Below are 17,772 nucleotides of genomic sequence, written 5' to 3' on the forward strand. Positions count from 1 at the left end.
AAAATATTGACTGTGAATATGATCTACAGTCATGAAAAAGCAAAAGAAAAACAAAAGGATTCAGGTAACATCAGAAGTTACAGGAATCCTTTTTGCTTTTTATTTATTCATCTCTTTTTTGTCAGTGCGCCCTACCAGATAGTCAACACTTATGTCATAATAATTTGCCAGTCTGATCAACATTTCGACAGGAATGTTACGTGATCCGGTTTCATAGTGTGAATAGGAACGCTGGCTGATGTGAAGAATTTCGCTAAGCTGTTTCTGGGACAGATCAGCATCTGTGCGTAAATCCTGAATACGCTGAAATTTCATGTGGGGTACCTCCTTCCCTATGGAGAGTGTTTAAAAAATCATCCCGCAAATTGTGACACACATCTTGCAGAAAACTTTTTTCAAACATGCTCTGATATAAAAAAGTATAAAACAGAACAAATTGCACTCTTGCAAAATGGAGCAAAATGGACTATAATAAAAATATCTTTATTCAATTCTGATTTCTGAAATAATACATGACCGTTCAGGTTATGGTAATCCCATAAAGTAAAAAAAGCAATATTTAGCCGAATAAGATAAAACTTTGCTTCTGTTACATGTTTTTGTTTATTCAGTGTCTTACAATCGTTATGAACTACAATAGACAGTAATAAGCAGAGCGATTATTCAGTATGGATATGTATAGATATATGATATGTACAAATCACATCGGGGAGATTTATACATCCGGAAAGGAGAAAATTTGTTTGCAAGTGTATTATCAGCTGCAATTTTAGGGGTAGAAGTATGTCCTGTTCAGGTTGAAGCAGATGTAAGTAACGGACTTCCTTCCTTTATAATGGTAGGATTTCCATCCGCTCAGGTAAAAGAAGCCCAGGACAGAGTACGTACAGCACTTAAGAATAACGGCTATCAGTTTCCACCAAAGAGAATCACTGTTAATTTCGCACCTGCGGATATGAAGAAAGAAGGTGCCGGCTTTGATGTTCCGGTCGCGGCCGCAGTATTGGCTGCTTTTGAAATCATAAGTTCGCGGGATGTCAATGGAGTCATGATGGCAGGCGAGATCGGACTGGACGGAGAGATTCATGGCATTTCGGGAATCCTCCCCATGGTATTGTGTGCGAGAAGTCTTGGATGCCGATTCTGCGTAGTTCCTTATGAGAATCTGAAAGAAGGAAGACTGATCAAGGATGTGCCGGTAGCAGGGGTAAAGAATCTGAAGGAACTGATCGAATGCATCCAGAATCCGGAACCATATCTGAAAATGGAAATCCAGGAGGATATTTCTGCAAGAAATACGGATAAAGGAATGGATTTCTCAGATATTGAAGGGCAGGAAGGCGCAAAAAGGGCAGCAGAGATTGCAGTAAGTGGCTTCCATAACATGCTTCTGATTGGACCGCCAGGGACAGGCAAGACGATGCTTGCCAGAAGACTTCCTACGATCATGCCAGGTCTGGGATTTGAAGAAAAACTGGAACTTACCAGAATTTACAGTATTGCGGGGCTTTTATCCAGAGAAAATCCTTTGATGAATGAAAGACCATTTAGAAGTCCCCACCATACGAGTACGCCACAGGCAATAGCAGGAGGGGGACGCAATCCGCGTCCCGGTGAGATTACACTGGCGCATAAAGGTGTGCTTTTCCTGGATGAAATGCCTGAATTTTCCAGGGCAAGTCTGGAACTTCTGCGTCAGCCACTGGAAGACAAGGTGATTCAGATTGCCAGGGCAAGCGGTACATATAGTTTTCCAGCGGATTTTATGCTATGTGCCGCGATGAATCCCTGTCCCTGCGGATATTATCCGGATTTGAACCGATGCACCTGTACGTCGGGAGAAATTTCACATTATATGGGCAAAATTAGCCGTCCGCTCCTGGACAGGATCGACATCAGCACAGAAGTACCGCCGGTTTCTTTTGCACAGCTTCACTGTGGAAAGAAAGGGGAAACATCTGCAATTATCAGGAAAAGAGTAGAAAAAGTACAGAAAATCCAGGGAGAACGTTATAAAGACGAGAAGATAAGTTTCAACGGACAGCTGAGAAGCAGTCTGATCGATAAATACTGCCCTCTTACGGACAGTGCATCAAAGCTGCTTGCGAGAGCGTTTGAGAGAATTGCATTCAGTGCCAGATCCTATCACAGAATTTTGAAAGTAGCCAGAACGATTGCCGATATGGAGGAAGAAGAAATCATTGCCAGCCATCATATCGGAGAGGCACTTTCTTACAGAGCATTTGATAAAGATTTTGTCATAAAATAAAAGTCTGCGAGGTATTTTATATGGAAAGAACTGAGGTAGAAAAATTCGATTCAGAAAGTTCGGAAAGCATAGATTGGGAAAAAAATAACAGAAAGAGAAATCAGGTGTTGGGAAATTCCATGGATCAGATCCGATGTATCACAAAAACAAGTCCGGAGTATCCGAAAAAAATGAAGCAGTATCCCTCCATGCCCGCAAAGCTATATGTAAAGGGGAGAATGCCTGATCCCGACAAGATAACCGTAGCAGTAATCGGAGCGAGAATGTGCAGCCCATACGGCAGAATCCAGGCTTTCCGTTATGCGAAGGAACTAAGTCAGGCAGGAGTACAGATCATCAGCGGCATGGCTCTTGGGATTGATTCAGAAGGGCATAAAGGAGCCCTGGAAGGGAAAATGCCTACATTTGCGGTGCTGGGAAGTGGAGTTGACGTGTGTTATCCGAAAACAAACAAAAAACTTTACGAGAGAATTCTCTGGGAAAATGGCGGGATTATCAGTGAATGTCCGTTGGGTTCGGAACCTGTATCCTGGCATTTTCCGGCGCGTAACCGCATCATCAGTGCCCTGTCAGATGCAGTTCTGGTGGTAGAGGCAAAAGAAAACAGTGGCTCTCTGATTACAGCAGGTTTTGCACTGGAACAGGGAAAAATGGTCTATGCCATCCCAGGTGCTGTTACAGATACACTTAGCAGAGGATGCCATAAGCTGATCTACGATGGCGCAGGAATTGCCTACTGCCCGGAAATCATACTGGAAGAACTTGGAATCGGTGCAGAGAAAGCGTTGCAAACAGACGAAAAAAACAACTTAGGACTTGCAAGTGATTTGAATTTGGTGTATAGTTGTCTCGATTTACGACCAAAAAACCCCGATTACATAGTAAGAAAAACAGGCTTTTCGCCGGCACAGGTAAGCAACTGTCTGGTGGAGCTGACACTGCAGGGACTCATAAGAGAAAGCGGGAGACATTACTATGTAAGATGCAGTTAAGTTATTGTTCATGCGCCATTTCTGTTGCTGAGAACGGAGTGAACAGTAACGTGAATTAGCCGGATTGGGAAAAATCCGTTATCTGGTTAATAATAAGCTGTGAAAAGAATGAATTTGGCGTTATTGGACGCTTATAGAATTGCTATAGTGAACAGTAACAGATTACGACTAGGAGAGATAGCATGGCGAAATATCTGGTGATAGTGGAATCACCTGCAAAAGTGAAAACAATTAAGAAGTTTCTTGGCGCGAATTACGATGTGGAAGCTTCAAACGGACATGTTCGCGATTTTCCCAAGAGCCAGTTTGGAATTGACGTAGAGCATGATTTTGAACCGAAATATATAACAATACGTGGAAAGGGAGAACTGCTTGCCAAGCTTCGCAAGTCTGCCAAGAAGGCAGATAAGATTTATCTGGCAACCGACCCTGACCGCGAGGGAGAGGCTATTTCCTGGCATCTGATGCAGGCCTTAAAAGAAGACCCGAAGAAGATGCACAGAATTACTTTCAATGAGATCACAAAAACAGCTGTAAAGTCATCCATTAAACAGGCAAGAGAACTGGATATGGATCTGGTAGACGCACAGCAGGCAAGACGTATGCTTGACCGTATGGTTGGTTACAGTATCAGCCCTCTGCTCTGGGCGAAAGTCAAGAGAGGTTTAAGTGCGGGACGTGTACAGTCTGTTGCATTGCGTATCATCTGTGACAGAGAGGATGAGATCAACGCATTTATTCCGGAAGAATACTGGGGTCTTGACGGAGAATTTCAGGTAAAGGGTGAAAAGAAACCGCTTCAGGCTAAATTCTACGGTACAGATAAGAAAATGAGCATCCATAACAAGCAGGAAATGGATGAGCTTCTGGCTTCCTTAAAGGATAAAGAGTATGAGATTACTGAGGTAAAGAAAGGCGAGCGAATCAAAAATGCACCTCTGCCATTTACCACAAGTACCTTACAGCAGGAAGCTGCCAAGACATTAAACTTTTCTACACAGAAGACGATGCGTCTGGCACAGCAGTTATATGAAGGAATCGATATTAAAGGAAATGGTACCGTTGGTGTGATTTCCTACCTGCGTACAGATTCTACCCGAATTTCTGAGGAAGCAGATGCTGCGGCAAGAGAATATATCACTGAACAGTATGGCGAGAATTATGTTTCCCAGTCAGAGAAAACAGTGAAAAAAGGACAGAAGATCCAGGATGCCCATGAGGCGATCCGTCCTACAGATATCAGCCGTACACCGGCTGTATTAAAGGAATCTCTGTCCAGAGATCAGTTCAGACTGTATCAGCTTATCTGGAGAAGATTTGCAGCGAGCAGAATGGCACCGGCGAAGTATGAGACGACTTCCGTAAAAATCGGGGCAGATGAATATATCTTTACAGTGTCTGCATCCAAAATCGTGTTTGACGGATTTATGTCTGTATACACAGATGAAGAAGATCAGAAAAAAGGAAATGTACTGAATCAGAGCCTTGAAAAAGGCATGAAGCTCACACTCAAAGAACTGAAACCAGAGCAGCATTTCACACAGCCGCCGGCACATTACACAGAGGCGTCCCTGGTTAAAACGATGGAAGAATTGGGAATCGGACGTCCAAGTACCTATGCGCCGACCATTACAACAATTATCAGCCGCCGCTATGTGGCTAAAGAACAGAAGAATCTATATGTTACAGAGCTTGGTGAGGTTGTCAACAACATCATGAAGCAGGCATTCCCGAGTATCGTGGATGTGAATTTCACAGCAACTATGGAAGGGCTTCTGGACTGTGTGGCAGCAGGTACTGTTAAATGGAAAACAGTAGTCAGCAATTTCTACCCGGATCTGAAGAGAGATGTCGATGCAGCAGAGGAAGAACTGGAGAAAGTTGACATTCAGGATGAAGTCACAGATGTAGTCTGTGATAATTGTGGCAGAAACATGGTTATCAAATATGGTCCACATGGACGATTTCTTGCATGCCCGGGCTTCCCGGAGTGTAGAAATACAAAGCCATATTTCGAGAAGATTGGTGTTCCATGCCCGAAATGTGGCAAGGAGCTTGTTCTTAAGAAAACCAAGAAAGGACGTAAATATTACGGATGTGAAGATAATCCGGAATGCGATTTTATGTCCTGGCAGAAGCCATCCGCAAAGAAATGCCCAAAATGTGGAAGCTATATGGTGGAAAAGGGGAATAAGCTTGTCTGCAGCCAGGAAACATGTGGATATGTAGAGACGAAGGAAGAAAAATAGAAGTAGAATGCATTTTTAAACATGCTTAGAAAATCTTCGTAGATGAAAATATAAAAGATAGTATAAATACAGGAAGAGAATGATACTTTTCCTGTATTTTTTTGTCATAAAATATGTTTGTAATATACATACAGTGTAATAAATAATAATCCGGTTTTGAGAAAAACTGTATTCCGAAATAACACCATATTTATTGAATAATATTTGCAAAAGGAATCTATTTTCAGAAAAGCAAAAATAAATAAAAAAATTATAAAATTTGTCTTGTAATTTATCTGTGAAACGTGTAGTATTAAAGTACGAGTAAAGTTATTGACCGGGTATGTCTGAATCTTCTTTCAGAACAGAGTGAAGATACTGTTCATTGCTTAAATAGTGTCAGAAAAGGTTTCTGTTCATATATTATTAAGATGAGTGAAAGATAAACAGAAAAGAATTCAGATATATGCAAGGCGAAAGGAGGACTATATGAGCGTTCAGTTGCTGGACAAAACAAGAAAAATCAACAAACTTCTGCATAACAGCAGTTCCAGTAAAGTCGTATTTAATGATATCTGCCAGGTTCTGATGGAAACTCTGAGTTCCAATATCCTGGTTCTCAGCAAAAAGGGAAAGGTTCTGGGCGTCAGTTTATGTCCGGGCGTAGAAGAGATTACCGAGCTGATTGAGGATAAAGTTGGCGGATATGTGGATTCATTATTGAACGAGCGATTTTTAGGTGTATTGTCAACAAAAGAGAATGTGAATCTTCAGACACTGGGCTTTGAGCATGTGTCAAGCAGCTATCAGGGAATCATCAATCCGATAGATATCGCAGGAGAAAGATTAGGTACAGTATTTATGTACCGCTATGACAGACCGTATGATATTGAAGACATTATTGTCAGTGAATATGGTACAACTGTAGTTGGTCTGGAGATGATGCGTGCAGTTCACGAAGAGAATGCAGAAGAAGACAGAAAACAGCAGGTTGTGAAATCTGCATTTAATACATTATCCTTCTCAGAGTTGGAAGCAATCATTCATATCTTCGATGAACTCGACGGAGATGAAGGAATCCTGGTTGCAAGTAAGATTGCTGACCGCGTGGGAATCACCAGATCTGTAATTGTAAATGCATTGAGAAAATTTGAAAGTGCCGGTGTGATTGAATCCAGGTCTTCCGGTATGAAGGGAACTTATATCAAGGTTCTCAACGAAGTAATCTTTGATGAACTGGAAGAGATCAAGGCACAGAGAAATAAGAAAGCCTGACTTGCTTTAAATAAATCATAAATCTAAATAATGAAGAACATAAGAAGACTGTCTGCTAATTAGCAGGCAGTCTTTTTGATATTGTAGAATTTTCTAAGGACTTATATCTGATTTCACATAGGACAGTGTTTCTTTCAAACGATAATGATGCCGCACCGCTTCGTTCTGGTACTTTGTCGATCAAAATTATTCTATGTTTTTGGGGTTTGGCATCAAATCGGTACACGAGGAATTTATGCATTAAGATTAAAATTATTTGTAAATTAAGAAAACATGAGAAAAAAATAGAAAAAATAAGTAAATAAGAGAATACATCATATTTTATAATGCTAAAAGCACTTGCGAAATCAAGCCATTTTAAATAATATAAGGACAGTGATTAGCACTCGAGACAAATGAGTGCTAGCAAAAAGCGGCAGGATTTGACAAAGGCCGAAGCAGTTACTGAAATCTGTATCTCCAATTAATAAGAAAGGGCATTGCAGAGCAGCAGTAACAGGACAAATCTCAATTTGGAGAATAAAGGAGGATCATAGATCATGACATTAGTACCTTTAGGTGACAGAGTTGTATTAAAACAGGTTGAAGCAGAAGAAACAACAAAATCCGGAATCGTTCTTCCGGGACAGGCACAGGAAAAACCACAGCAGGCAGAAGTAGTAGCTGTAGGACCTGGCGGAGTTGTAGAAGGTAAAGAAGTAAAAATGGAAGTAGCTGTAGGTGATAAAGTTATCTATTCCAAATATTCAGGAACAGAAGTAAAAATGGATGGCACAGAATATATCATTGTAAAACAGAATGATATTCTTGCAATTGTTAAATAAGCAATATCAAAATAGAAAACATAAATGAAGATACTTATAAGATAATATCTACAGAACGTAATATAAAATATCGGATAAGTATCAGAAAGAATTCATAGAGATCAGAATTTGAATCAGGAGGTCATATTATCATGGCAAAAGAAATTAAATTCGGCGCAGAAGCCAGAGCAGCTCTTGAAGCTGGTGTAAATAAATTAGCTGATACAGTAAGAGTAACATTAGGACCGAAAGGAAGAAACGTAGTTCTTGACAAACCATACGGTGCTCCGCTTATCACAAACGACGGTGTTACAATCGCAAAAGAAATCGAATTGGAAGATGGATTTGAAAACATGGGAGCTCAGCTGATCAAAGAAGTTGCTTCCAAGACAAACGATGTAGCAGGTGATGGTACAACAACAGCTACTGTTCTTGCACAGGCTATGGTTCACGAAGGAATGAGAAACCTGGCAGCAGGCGCTAACCCGATCATCCTCAGAAAAGGTATGAAGAAAGCTACAGATGTAGCTGTAGAAGCAATCAAGAACATGAGCCAGACAATCAGCGGCAAGAAACAGATCGCAAACGTTGCATCTATTTCTGCAAGCGATGAGACAGTTGGACAGTTAGTAGCAGACGCTATGGAAAAAGTTTCCAAAGACGGCGTTATCACAGTAGAAGAATCCAAGACAATGCACACAGAACTTGATCTGGTAGAAGGTATGCAGTTCGACCGTGGATATGTTTCCGCATATATGTCAACAGATATGGAAAAAATGGAAGCAAATCTGGAAGATCCATACATCCTGATCACAGACAAGAAGATCAGCAACATCCAGGAAATCCTTCCATTACTGGAACAGATTGTAAAAGTTGGTGCTAAACTCCTCATCATTGCTGAAGATGTAGAGGGTGAAGCTCTTACAACTCTTATTGTAAACAAATTAAGAGGAACTTTCCAGGTAGTAGCTGTCAAAGCTCCTGGATATGGCGACAGAAGAAAAGAAATGCTTCAGGATATCGCAATCCTTACAGGTGGCCAGGTAATCTCCGAAGAACTCGGTCTTGAACTGAAAGATGCAACTATGGAGCAGTTAGGACGTGCAAAATCTGTTAAAGTTGCAAAAGAGAACACAGTTATCGTTGATGGTATGGGCGACAAAGATGCAATCGCAAACCGTGTTGCACAGATCCGTGGACAGATCGAAGAAACAAAATCTGAATTTGATAAAGAAAAATTACAGGAAAGACTTGCAAAACTGGCTGGCGGCGTAGCTGTTATCCGTGTTGGTGCTTCTACTGAAACAGAAATGAAAGAAGCTAAACTTCGTCTGGAAGATGCTCTTGCAGCTACAAGAGCAGCAGTTGAAGAAGGTATCATCGCAGGTGGCGGATCTGCTTACATCCACGCATCCAAAGAAGTTGCAAAACTTGCAGCTACTCTGGAAGGTGACGAGAAGACAGGTGCAAACATTATCCTGAAAGCTCTGGAAGCTCCTCTGTTCCGCATTTCTGCAAATGCAGGACTGGAAGGTTCCGTAATCATCAATAAAGTAAGAGAATCCGAACCGGGAATCGGTTTCGATGCTCTCAATGAGAAATATGTAGATATGGTAGGCGAAGGAATCCTTGACCCTGCAAAGGTTACAAGAAGTGCCCTTCAGAACGCTACAAGCGTTGCTTCTACATTACTTACAACAGAATCTGCTGTTGCAATCATCAAAGAAGACAATCCGGCACCGGCTGCTAACCCGGGAATGGGAATGATGTAATCAATAGACAAAAATTGATTATTTAACCAAACTGCGAAGCAGTTATTTGGTTATGAGCAAGTAGCAAAAGCGGATTGCGAATATCCGATTGACTAAAAAGGCGTTTCGTGAATTGAAAGATTCATGAAACGCCTTTTTGTGTGAGTGGTAACAAAGAGAAGATAGTTTTTGACAAATAGTAGTCGTACTTTATTGATTTACACTATTTTATTGTGATAAAATTACACCATATAATATAACTGAAAAAGGGAGGAGGTAAAGTTGAAAAAAGAGCAGGAAAAATCTAGCGGAACTTATTGCAGCAACCGACAGCAAGGAAGAAAGGATGTGTGAAAGAATGAAGAAGGATTGCATAAAAAAATCCCATGTAACTGTTTTTATAACAGTGTTAATGTTGCTCACATTTTGTTTTTTGTTTGCAAAACCGGCCAGTACATTTGCGGCTACAGATGTTCCTGGCAGGGCCACAATGCAGGATATTTCAACCCCGGCTTTTGGACAGGTAAAGCTTACCTGGAAAAAGGCAGATAATGCGACGGATTATCATATCTATTACAAAGAGAAAAAGGCCGGAAAGTGGACGAAACTGGCATCTGTGAAAGCTGGAACTACCAGCTACACGCATAAAGCTTCTGCCAAATATCCGCTTACGACAGGCAGATCATATGCTTATACAGTAAAAGCTTATAATTCTGCCTCCAAAAAGTATGGTGCGTATAATAAAAGAGGAATTATGATACAGATTTTACCGGAAACGGTGAAGCTTAATAAAGCGGAGGTTAATTCTGATAAGATTTCAGTAAATCTGTCATGGAGTAAAGCAGGTGGCTGTGACGCTTATGAGATTTATCGAAGAACCTACAGAAGCTCATGGAAAAGGATCGCCAGGGTAAAATCAAATACACTGAAATATAAAGATACAACACCAGTTCGTGGATGGGCCAATTATTATGCTGTATGTGGATACGACAGCAAGACCAAAACAACGGGAAATCGTTCAAATATCCTGCTGGCAGTTCTTGATTCTCCCCAATTTACTTTTCCAACGGTCAGAGATGCATATGTCGATGTTCTGCGTGCAGTTAAAGCAGGGGATAAGATAGGTATGATCGAGCCAATGCCGTACGGCACAGTGAATCTTGAGTATTTTGTTTTTGACATGAACAATGACTCAATTCCGGAATTGATCGTAGGCTCTGACTGCCCTTGGGAGGAAGGAGATAAGACCTATACCCGGAAAATCTGTCAGCTTTATACTTGTGAGAAGACCGGTTCAGGTTATAAATCAAAGCGAATGAGCGGTTATTTCTGGGACCCGCAGATGTCGGAAAAACATGATTATTTATATGAGAATTATTACTGGTATGCTAAATCTGTGAATTTTAAATATCGATGGTTTATAGATAAAGAGGATAACATACTTAAGCATTACAGTGAACCTCTGAACTATAAAGTGGGAAGTAAAGAATTGATTGATTTTGATTCCAGAAATAAGAAACCTTCATGGACAAAGATTACAGATACCAGTGCACTTTCAGGACTGTAAACAGCGAAAGGAGGCAGTCATAATGAGAAAAAAGAATAGAAACCTGTTTTTGTTAGTAATGATGATGGCGGTTATCTGGCTTGGCGCAGGGAATATATCCGCTTCTACGACGATACCGACAGATGTTGAAACCGCTTCTTCGAATTGTACGCTTCTTGGAGTAAAAGGTGAATATATCACGCAGATTCCACAGGCGTTAAAAAGAATTAATGAGATTCGTAAAGAAGCCTGCCAGGAGGGGGTGCTTAACCCCCGGACAGGCAGTCCACTGAAACCCTCGGATTATGTACCAATCAAATGGTCTTCTGATCTTGAATATATTGCAAGAATCCGTGCGGCGGAGTCAGGAATCACAATGGCACACGAAAGAACAAATGGCAGGGACTGCTTTGAAATAAAAAGTCTTAATCGTGTAGAGAGCTCTGGTGAAGTTCTTGCATGGAACTGGGGAAAAACCATGACAGATGGAATTGAACAGTGGTATGGCGAGAAATCAGACTGGGTAAATCAGACTCCGAATAGAGTTACAGGTCATTATACAGCGATGATCAATCCTTCCAACAGATATATAGGACTTGGAACTTTTTATTCAGAAGATACGGTGTATCCAAATACAACGGCAGGAGAGTTTTCCTCTCAGACAGGACTGGATGAGACTCAGGGAACAGCGGTAAAAGACTGCGTGCAGATTCTTGAATTCACAGATTCTTATTGCAGTAATGAGTACAGAATCACTGGTGATCTTTCTGCGCAGGCAGATAAAACTTCACAGCTGAGAATGACAACAGATATTTCATTCAACGGTACAACTATCAAAAATCTGCAGGTGATGGATCAGATCACATGGAGCTCTTCTGATGATAGTATCGCATCGGTAGACAGTAACGGTGCAGTGACAGTTCACACCTGTGGAAAAGTAACGATTACCGCAAGCGACAGTGCAGGACATAAAGTAGAGACTACACTGGAAGGAAAACATAATTGGGATAATGGAAAAGTTACAAAAAAGGCAACTGCATCTACCAAAGGAGAGAAGGTATATACTTGCCAGAATTGTCATTTAACCAGAACGGAAGAAATTCCTCCACTTACAACAGATACGCCTGGCAAACCGGCATTGGACAAGATTTCTGCCCTTTCTTATAATAAGATCCAGATCAGCTGGAAAAAATCCCTGAATGTATCCAGGTATGTCATTTATTACAGAAAGACAGGAACTGCCAAATGGACACAGCTTGCTACAGTGAAATCTGGTGTAACGAAATATGTCCATACATCTTCTAAGAAATATCCAATCATAGTAGGACAGAAATATGATTATACAGTGAAAGCGTATAATCAGGTTTCAGGAAAATACAGTACCTATGACACAAAAGGCTTAACTGTAAAAACAGTTCCTGAAACTCCACAGCTGGTAAAAGCTGTAGTTAATTCTGATAATACAGTCACTGTCAGCTGGAAAAAAGCAGGGGGCTGTAATGCCTATAGAATTTTCCGCAAAACGACTATGAGCAATTGGATACAGATTGGATCTGTAAAAGCATCTGCGTTAAGTTTTACAGATAAGAATCCGGTCGCTGATATGAAGAATACTTATACAGTAAAAGCTTATTACAGCAAAACCAAAACTGCCGGAAGATATGATGAACAGGGAGTAAGTGTAAATCTGAGTAAAACAGAAAGACCGGTCACACCGACACCTGCACAGCCGGCAGTCCCGACACCGATTCCGATTCCGCCGGGAGTACATCCGACACTGATGACAGATATAACCTTAAGTCGACGTTCTATCACCATGACATCTAAAGGAGATAGGGTATTTCTTGATTCTATGGTTCTGCCGTTCAGAGCTTATTATAAAATGCTTGGATGGGTAAGCAGTGATCCGTCTGTAGTATCGGTAGATGGATATGATTATCTGGCTTCTTCAAGTACAATGCTTACGGCTGTGGGAAATGGAACAGCAGTAGTTACAGCTTATGCGCTGGATGGTTCCGGACTGACTGCTCAGTGTAAAGTAATCGTAGATTATAAAGATGACAATGGAACTTCAGAACTGCCTTCTATTCCGGATGATCAGAATACTCAGGTAATCAAAGTGAAATCGATCAAATTAAGCCAGACATCCGTAACAATCACAGACAAGAAGAAGCATTATGTTATAGAAGCAACCTACAGTCCATCCAATGCCACAGTAAAGGGATGCAGATGGACCACGAGTGATAAGTCTGTTGTACTGGTAAACAGTGGATGGGCAACGGAATTCAGTAAACATTACCTCACACCTGTGGGAAATGGAACTGCGGTAATTACAGCTCATGCGCTGGATGGTTCGGGTGTGGTTGCAAAATGTGTGGTAACAGTAAATATGAAATAAGTGTACCTGCTCAATGCTTCACAGCTACGGGTCAAAATCCATGGAATATCATCTTTTGTGATGAGATTTTCTAAACTGACAAAATCTGGGGGACTGCCGCATAGACGGCAGTCCCTTTTTGTGCTATAATACCTATTAAATCATCCGGGTTGCTGAAAATTTGATTCAGACTACCGGAAAAACAGAAGAAAAGGAGCAAAGAAGATGAGTGACCTGTATTCAGAATTATTGGTAAAACGGGAACACACAATCAAAGACAGCTTTGTAAAGTATGGCCTGATTGTGTTGACAGCAATCGCAGTAATTGCCGGACTGATTATCACTCCATTAATATGGATCGTAGCTGTAGCACTTGGAATTGCATGTTATTTCGTAATTCCTAAAACAGACGTAGAATACGAATATCTGTTTATCAACGGCGATTTCGACATCGATATGGTAATGGCGAAAACAAAAAGAAAGAGAGTAAAGAGTTTCAAATTATCAGAGGCAGATCTGGCTGCACCGTTAAATTCCCACAGAATGGACTATTATAACGGAAACCAGAAGATGAAAGTACTGGATTTTTCATCAGGAAATTCAGAGCATAAACGCTTCGGAATCATCACAAGACTGGACGGAGAATTATGCAAGATCATCCTTGAGCCAGACGAGAAACTTGCACAGGCTATGAAAAATTCAGCACCGAGCAAAGTTTTTTTGGATTGACATAGAAACTGATTTTTGTTACACTTGTTGAAAATAAAAGGGCCAGTTAATGGTTCCTTTTTATATTACAATAGTAATTCAATTTCATATACGCAAGGGAGGAAATGCAATGGGTACTATCATTGGTGAAGGTATTACTTTTGATGACGTTCTGTTAGTTCCAGCATATTCAAAGGTAATTCCGAATCAGGTAGACGTTACAACGTACTTAACAAAGAAGGTTAAACTGAACATTCCTATGATGAGTGCAGGAATGGATACAGTAACCGAGCATCGTATGGCAATCGCCATGGCGAGACAGGGTGGTATTGGTATTATCCACAAGAATATGTCCATTGAAGCTCAGGCTGAAGAGGTAGATAAGGTAAAACGTTCCGAGAACGGTGTTATCACAGATCCTTTCTATTTATCTCCTGAACATACACTCAAGGACGCAGATGAGTTAATGGCGAAGTTCCGTATCTCCGGTGTGCCGATCACAGAAGGCAGAAAACTGGTAGGAATCATTACCAACCGTGATCTGAAATTTGAGACAGATTTCGATAAGAAGATCAAAGAGTGCATGACTTCAGAGGGACTGATCACAGCCAAAGAAGGAATCACACTGGAAGAAGCCAAGAAGATTCTGGCGAAATCCCGTAAAGAGAAATTACCCATTGTAGATGATGACTTTAATTTAAAAGGTTTAATTACTATTAAAGATATTGAGAAACAGATTAAATATCCTCTGGCAGCAAAAGATGATCAGGGACGTCTTCTCTGCGGTGCAGCAGTAGGAATTACAGCTAACGTACTTGCACGTGTAGATGCACTTGTAAAAGCATCTGTAGACGTAATCGTAATCGACTCCGCTCATGGACATTCAGAGAACATACTTAAGGCTGTCCGTGAGATCAAAGATGCATATCCGGATCTGCAGGTAATCGCAGGTAACGTTGCAACAGGCGCTGCAACAAAGGCGCTGATTGAGGCTGGCGTTGATGCAGTTAAAGTTGGTATTGGACCTGGATCTATCTGTACAACACGTGTCGTTGCAGGTATTGGTGTTCCACAGATCACTGCTGTTATGGATTGCTACGAAGTGGCAAAAGAATACGGAATCCCGATTATCGCAGACGGTGGTATTAAATATTCTGGAGATATCACAAAGGCTATCGCAGCCGGTGCGAATGTCTGCATGATGGGAAGCATGTTCGCAGGATGCGATGAGAGCCCGGGAACATTCGAACTGTATCAGGGTAGAAAATACAAAGTATACCGTGGTATGGGATCTATTGCAGCTATGGAGAACGGAAGTAAAGACCGTTACTTCCAGGAGAATGCGAAGAAACTTGTTCCGGAAGGTGTCGAAGGACGTGTTGCTTACAAGGGACATGTTGAGGATACTGTATTCCAGCTTATGGGTGGTCTCCGTTCCGGTATGGGATACTGTGGTGCTGAGAATATCGAAAAACTTAAGACAACAGGCAGATTTATCAAGATTTCTGCTGCATCTCTTAAGGAATCTCATCCACATGATATTCATATCACAAAAGAGGCTCCAAACTACAGCGTAGATGATAAATAATAAAGATTTACAATAATAAATGCCCCGGTTGGCTGCTGGTGGAAGGAAAGCAAATACCTTCCGGCATATGCTGACAGGGGTGTTTTTTGTATCAAGAAATCAACTTGTCGGCACACTAGAAGATAAAAAAAGTCTCCATATATGACGGAGAGAAATTATATCGCTAAGGCGGTTATTGCAGGTATAGAATCCTGTAAGAGAAGGTAAAAATGCAAAAACAGATAAACAAAACTAAGAAATCAAGTAAAAAAGGCACGAAAACTGCGGCGAAGTCAGGGAGCGCAAAGAAGACGGGGAGAAAAGCAGGAACTTCAAAAAATGCAAAATCAGCCACACTCTATGAGGCGAAAAAAACGACTGTCAGAAAGAAAAGGGGAAAGAGCAGCAGAATAAAACAGAGAAATCAGCGAGTGTTTATAGCTGTCCTGTTAATTATTATCGTGCTTTTAGCTGGATGGATCGTGCTGAATCGTGCCGGAGAAAATGGATGGAGTATTGGGGATTTTTTACATAATTCGGATGACATGGTTTCTGATACAGAACAATCAGAAACATCCTCAGGAGACGATTCATCCGGTGGACCAGAGCAGTGGCAGAAAGAGGGAGCACCTTATATTGATGTGGAACTGCTCACACCAAATGAGTATTCCAGACCACAGATTCCTATCGAAAGTGTAAACTATATTGCAATTCATTACACTGCAAATCCAGGAGCAACAGCTATTGCAAACAGGAATTATTTTGAGAATCTGGCAAATACCCATGATACGAAGGTAAGCAGCCATTTTGTGGTGGGACTGGACGGAGAGGTGGTGCAGTGTATCCCTACTTCTGAAATGTCTTATGCGACGAATTCGCGCAATGTAGATACAATCTCAATCGAATGCTGCCATCCGGATGAAACGGGGCAATTCAATGATTCAACATATGATTCTGTAGTGAAACTGACAGCATGGTTATGCGTGCGGTTTGGGCTCACATCCGAAAATGTGATCCGCCACTATGATGTTACCGGAAAGGACTGCCCGAAATATTATGTGGAAAATCCGGATGCATGGCTTCAGATGAAAGCTAATATTGCAGCGCAGATCAATGTAGATTATGGATTGCAAGGATAATGACAGTAACGCAACAAAAATTTATTCCCAATTGACTATAGTAATAGAAACTTGGCTTGTATGTTTTGAAATTTTTTTATATATGTCAGAGCATCAAGTGGTCAATATACTTATGGGGATAGTAATGGGTGAACAATAATAATCACACAGAAAATAAGTACCGCACAAAAAAATTTGCCTTGAAATCCGCAAAAAAGTATTGTACTATAATAGCAACGTGTGAATTTTCACAACAGTACCTGCATGACTGGCGGAAGTAGGATTACCTACAGGGAGTGCAGTGTGTATATGAGCCGACCGCCTGGGCAGCCTGGAGAGAAAGGGTTTCCCAGGCTTTTTTTGACCTTATTTTTAATGAAAAGGAGAAAAAATTATGGAAATGTTATCACTGGAAAAAGAACTGAAAGAGAATTCCTATCCGGGAAGAGGAATCGTAATCGGACGTTCTGCAGACGGTAAGAAAGCAGTGACAGCTTATTTCATCATGGGCAGAAGCGAGAACAGCAGAAACAGAGTATTTGTAGAAGATGGAGAAGGAATCCGCACACAGGCATTTGATCCATCCAAACTTACAGATCCGAGTCTGATCATTTATGCACCTGTACGTGTACTGGGAAACAAAACAATCGTGACAAACGGAGATCAGACAGATACTGTTTATGAGGGAATGGATCATCAGCTTACTTTTGAACAGTCCTTAAGAAGCAGAGAATTTGAGCCAGACGGACCAAACTATACACCTCGTATTTCCGGAGTTATGCATGTAGAGAATGGAAAATTCAGTTATGCAATGTCAATCCTCAAGAGCAACAACGGAAATCCGGACGCATGCAACCGTTATACATTTGCATATGAGAATGCGATTGCCGGTGAGGGACATTTTATTCATACTTATAAATGCGATGGAAATCCACTTCCAAGCTTCGAGGGAGAGCCAAAACTGGTAGCGGTTCCGAATGATATGGATGAATTTGCAAACCTTCTCTGGAACAGCCTGAATGAAGATAATAAGGTATCTCTGTTTGTGAGATATATTGATATTGAGACTGGAAAGTACGAAAGCAAGATCATTAATAAGAATAAATAATAGTCACTTACTGAGTACAGATAGTGCTCA

14 protein-coding genes and 1 riboswitch are annotated in these 17,772 nt (G+C 41.0%); of the genes, 13 read left to right on the forward strand and 1 reads right to left on the reverse strand.

Translation table 11 applies throughout. The annotated features are described in order from the left end of the window. Nucleotides 1-99: 99 nt before the first annotated feature. On the reverse strand, nucleotides 100-315 hold the full coding sequence (locus WKT11_RS08280; RefSeq protein WP_117675806.1) for a helix-turn-helix domain-containing protein: 216 nt from the start codon (nucleotides 313-315) through the stop codon (nucleotides 100-102). Between WKT11_RS08280 and WKT11_RS19990 the strand changes: the two genes are divergently transcribed. From WKT11_RS19990 to WKT11_RS08340, 13 genes are all read left to right on the forward strand, one after another. Beyond that, on the forward strand, nucleotides 316-504 hold the full coding sequence (locus WKT11_RS19990) for a DUF6783 domain-containing protein (protein WP_445291932.1): 189 nt from the start codon (nucleotides 316-318) through the stop codon (nucleotides 502-504). 235 nt (nucleotides 505-739) lie between these two features. Next, nucleotides 740-2,269 (forward strand): YifB family Mg chelatase-like AAA ATPase, encoded by a 1,530-nt coding sequence (locus WKT11_RS08285; protein WP_118136854.1) that lies wholly within the window; start codon nucleotides 740-742, stop codon nucleotides 2,267-2,269. A gap of 20 nt (nucleotides 2,270-2,289) precedes the next feature. Further along, nucleotides 2,290-3,261 (forward strand): DNA-processing protein DprA, encoded by a 972-nt coding sequence (dprA, locus tag WKT11_RS08290; RefSeq protein ID WP_340283732.1) that lies wholly within the window; start codon nucleotides 2,290-2,292, stop codon nucleotides 3,259-3,261. Nucleotides 3,262-3,443: 182 nt separating this feature from the next. Next, nucleotides 3,444-5,510 carry a type I DNA topoisomerase gene (gene topA, locus WKT11_RS08295; RefSeq protein ID WP_340283734.1) on the forward strand — a complete coding sequence of 689 codons (2,067 nt, stop codon included), beginning with the start codon at nucleotides 3,444-3,446 and terminating at the stop codon, nucleotides 5,508-5,510. A gap of 468 nt (nucleotides 5,511-5,978) precedes the next feature. Continuing rightward, nucleotides 5,979-6,764 (forward strand): GTP-sensing pleiotropic transcriptional regulator CodY, encoded by a 786-nt coding sequence (gene codY / locus WKT11_RS08300; RefSeq protein WP_117675813.1) that lies wholly within the window; start codon nucleotides 5,979-5,981, stop codon nucleotides 6,762-6,764. A gap of 539 nt (nucleotides 6,765-7,303) precedes the next feature. Beyond that, complete coding sequence (gene groES / locus WKT11_RS08305) at nucleotides 7,304-7,588, forward strand: co-chaperone GroES (protein ID WP_117675815.1); 285 nt, start codon at nucleotides 7,304-7,306, stop codon at nucleotides 7,586-7,588. Between the two features lie 131 nt (nucleotides 7,589-7,719). Beyond that, the gene (gene groL, locus WKT11_RS08310; RefSeq protein ID WP_117675816.1) at nucleotides 7,720-9,339 is read left to right on the forward strand and encodes a chaperonin GroEL; all 1,620 of its coding nucleotides are present in this window, start codon (nucleotides 7,720-7,722) and stop codon (nucleotides 9,337-9,339) included. Between the two features lie 469 nt (nucleotides 9,340-9,808). After that, nucleotides 9,809-10,885, forward strand: coding sequence for a fibronectin type III domain-containing protein (locus tag WKT11_RS08315; RefSeq protein ID WP_147324766.1), 1,077 nt, complete (start codon nucleotides 9,809-9,811; stop codon nucleotides 10,883-10,885). 22 nt (nucleotides 10,886-10,907) lie between these two features. After that, a complete protein-coding gene (locus tag WKT11_RS08320) occupies nucleotides 10,908-13,262 on the forward strand; it encodes an Ig-like domain-containing protein (protein ID WP_340283738.1) in 2,355 nt (784 codons plus the stop codon). A gap of 204 nt (nucleotides 13,263-13,466) precedes the next feature. After that, nucleotides 13,467-13,970: a DUF6106 family protein gene (locus tag WKT11_RS08325; protein WP_117675822.1), complete on the forward strand. Its 504-nt coding sequence runs from the start codon at nucleotides 13,467-13,469 to the stop codon at nucleotides 13,968-13,970. Nucleotides 13,971-14,079: 109 nt separating this feature from the next. After that, on the forward strand, nucleotides 14,080-15,537 hold the full coding sequence (guaB, locus tag WKT11_RS08330; protein WP_117675824.1) for an IMP dehydrogenase: 1,458 nt from the start codon (nucleotides 14,080-14,082) through the stop codon (nucleotides 15,535-15,537). Nucleotides 15,538-15,746: 209 nt separating this feature from the next. Then, nucleotides 15,747-16,655, forward strand: a complete 909-nt coding sequence (locus tag WKT11_RS08335; protein ID WP_445291933.1) for a peptidoglycan recognition protein family protein — start codon at nucleotides 15,747-15,749, stop codon at nucleotides 16,653-16,655. Between the two features lie 233 nt (nucleotides 16,656-16,888). After that, nucleotides 16,889-16,969: riboswitch (ZMP/ZTP riboswitch) on the forward strand. 59 nt (nucleotides 16,970-17,028) lie between these two features. Beyond that, nucleotides 17,029-17,742 carry an IMP cyclohydrolase gene (locus tag WKT11_RS08340; protein WP_117675826.1) on the forward strand — a complete coding sequence of 238 codons (714 nt, stop codon included), beginning with the start codon at nucleotides 17,029-17,031 and terminating at the stop codon, nucleotides 17,740-17,742. Nucleotides 17,743-17,772: the final 30 nt, after the last annotated feature.

Source organism: Blautia sp. HCN-1074 (assembly GCF_037890165.1).
In the GTDB taxonomy this organism is placed as follows: Bacteria; Bacillota; Clostridia; order Lachnospirales; family Lachnospiraceae; genus Blautia_A.

Bases quoted from the DNA above. Each gene is read 5' to 3' on its own strand.
- WKT11_RS08280 (WP_117675806.1), bottom strand. From the start codon at position 315: ATGAAATTTCAGCGTATTCAGGATTTACGCACAGATGCTGATCTGTCC.
- dprA (WP_340283732.1), top strand. From the start codon at position 2,290: ATGGAAAGAACTGAGGTAGAAAAATTCGATTCAGAAAGTTCGGAAAGC.
- topA (WP_340283734.1), top strand. From the start codon at position 3,444: ATGGCGAAATATCTGGTGATAGTGGAATCACCTGCAAAAGTGAAAACA.
- codY (WP_117675813.1), top strand. From the start codon at position 5,979: ATGAGCGTTCAGTTGCTGGACAAAACAAGAAAAATCAACAAACTTCTG.
- groES (WP_117675815.1), top strand. From the start codon at position 7,304: ATGACATTAGTACCTTTAGGTGACAGAGTTGTATTAAAACAGGTTGAA.
- groL (WP_117675816.1), top strand. From the start codon at position 7,720: ATGGCAAAAGAAATTAAATTCGGCGCAGAAGCCAGAGCAGCTCTTGAA.
- WKT11_RS08315 (WP_147324766.1), top strand. From the start codon at position 9,809: ATGCAGGATATTTCAACCCCGGCTTTTGGACAGGTAAAGCTTACCTGG.
- WKT11_RS08320 (WP_340283738.1), top strand. From the start codon at position 10,908: ATGAGAAAAAAGAATAGAAACCTGTTTTTGTTAGTAATGATGATGGCG.
- WKT11_RS08325 (WP_117675822.1), top strand. From the start codon at position 13,467: ATGAGTGACCTGTATTCAGAATTATTGGTAAAACGGGAACACACAATC.
- guaB (WP_117675824.1), top strand. From the start codon at position 14,080: ATGGGTACTATCATTGGTGAAGGTATTACTTTTGATGACGTTCTGTTA.
- WKT11_RS08335 (WP_445291933.1), top strand. From the start codon at position 15,747: ATGCAAAAACAGATAAACAAAACTAAGAAATCAAGTAAAAAAGGCACG.
- WKT11_RS08340 (WP_117675826.1), top strand. From the start codon at position 17,029: ATGGAAATGTTATCACTGGAAAAAGAACTGAAAGAGAATTCCTATCCG.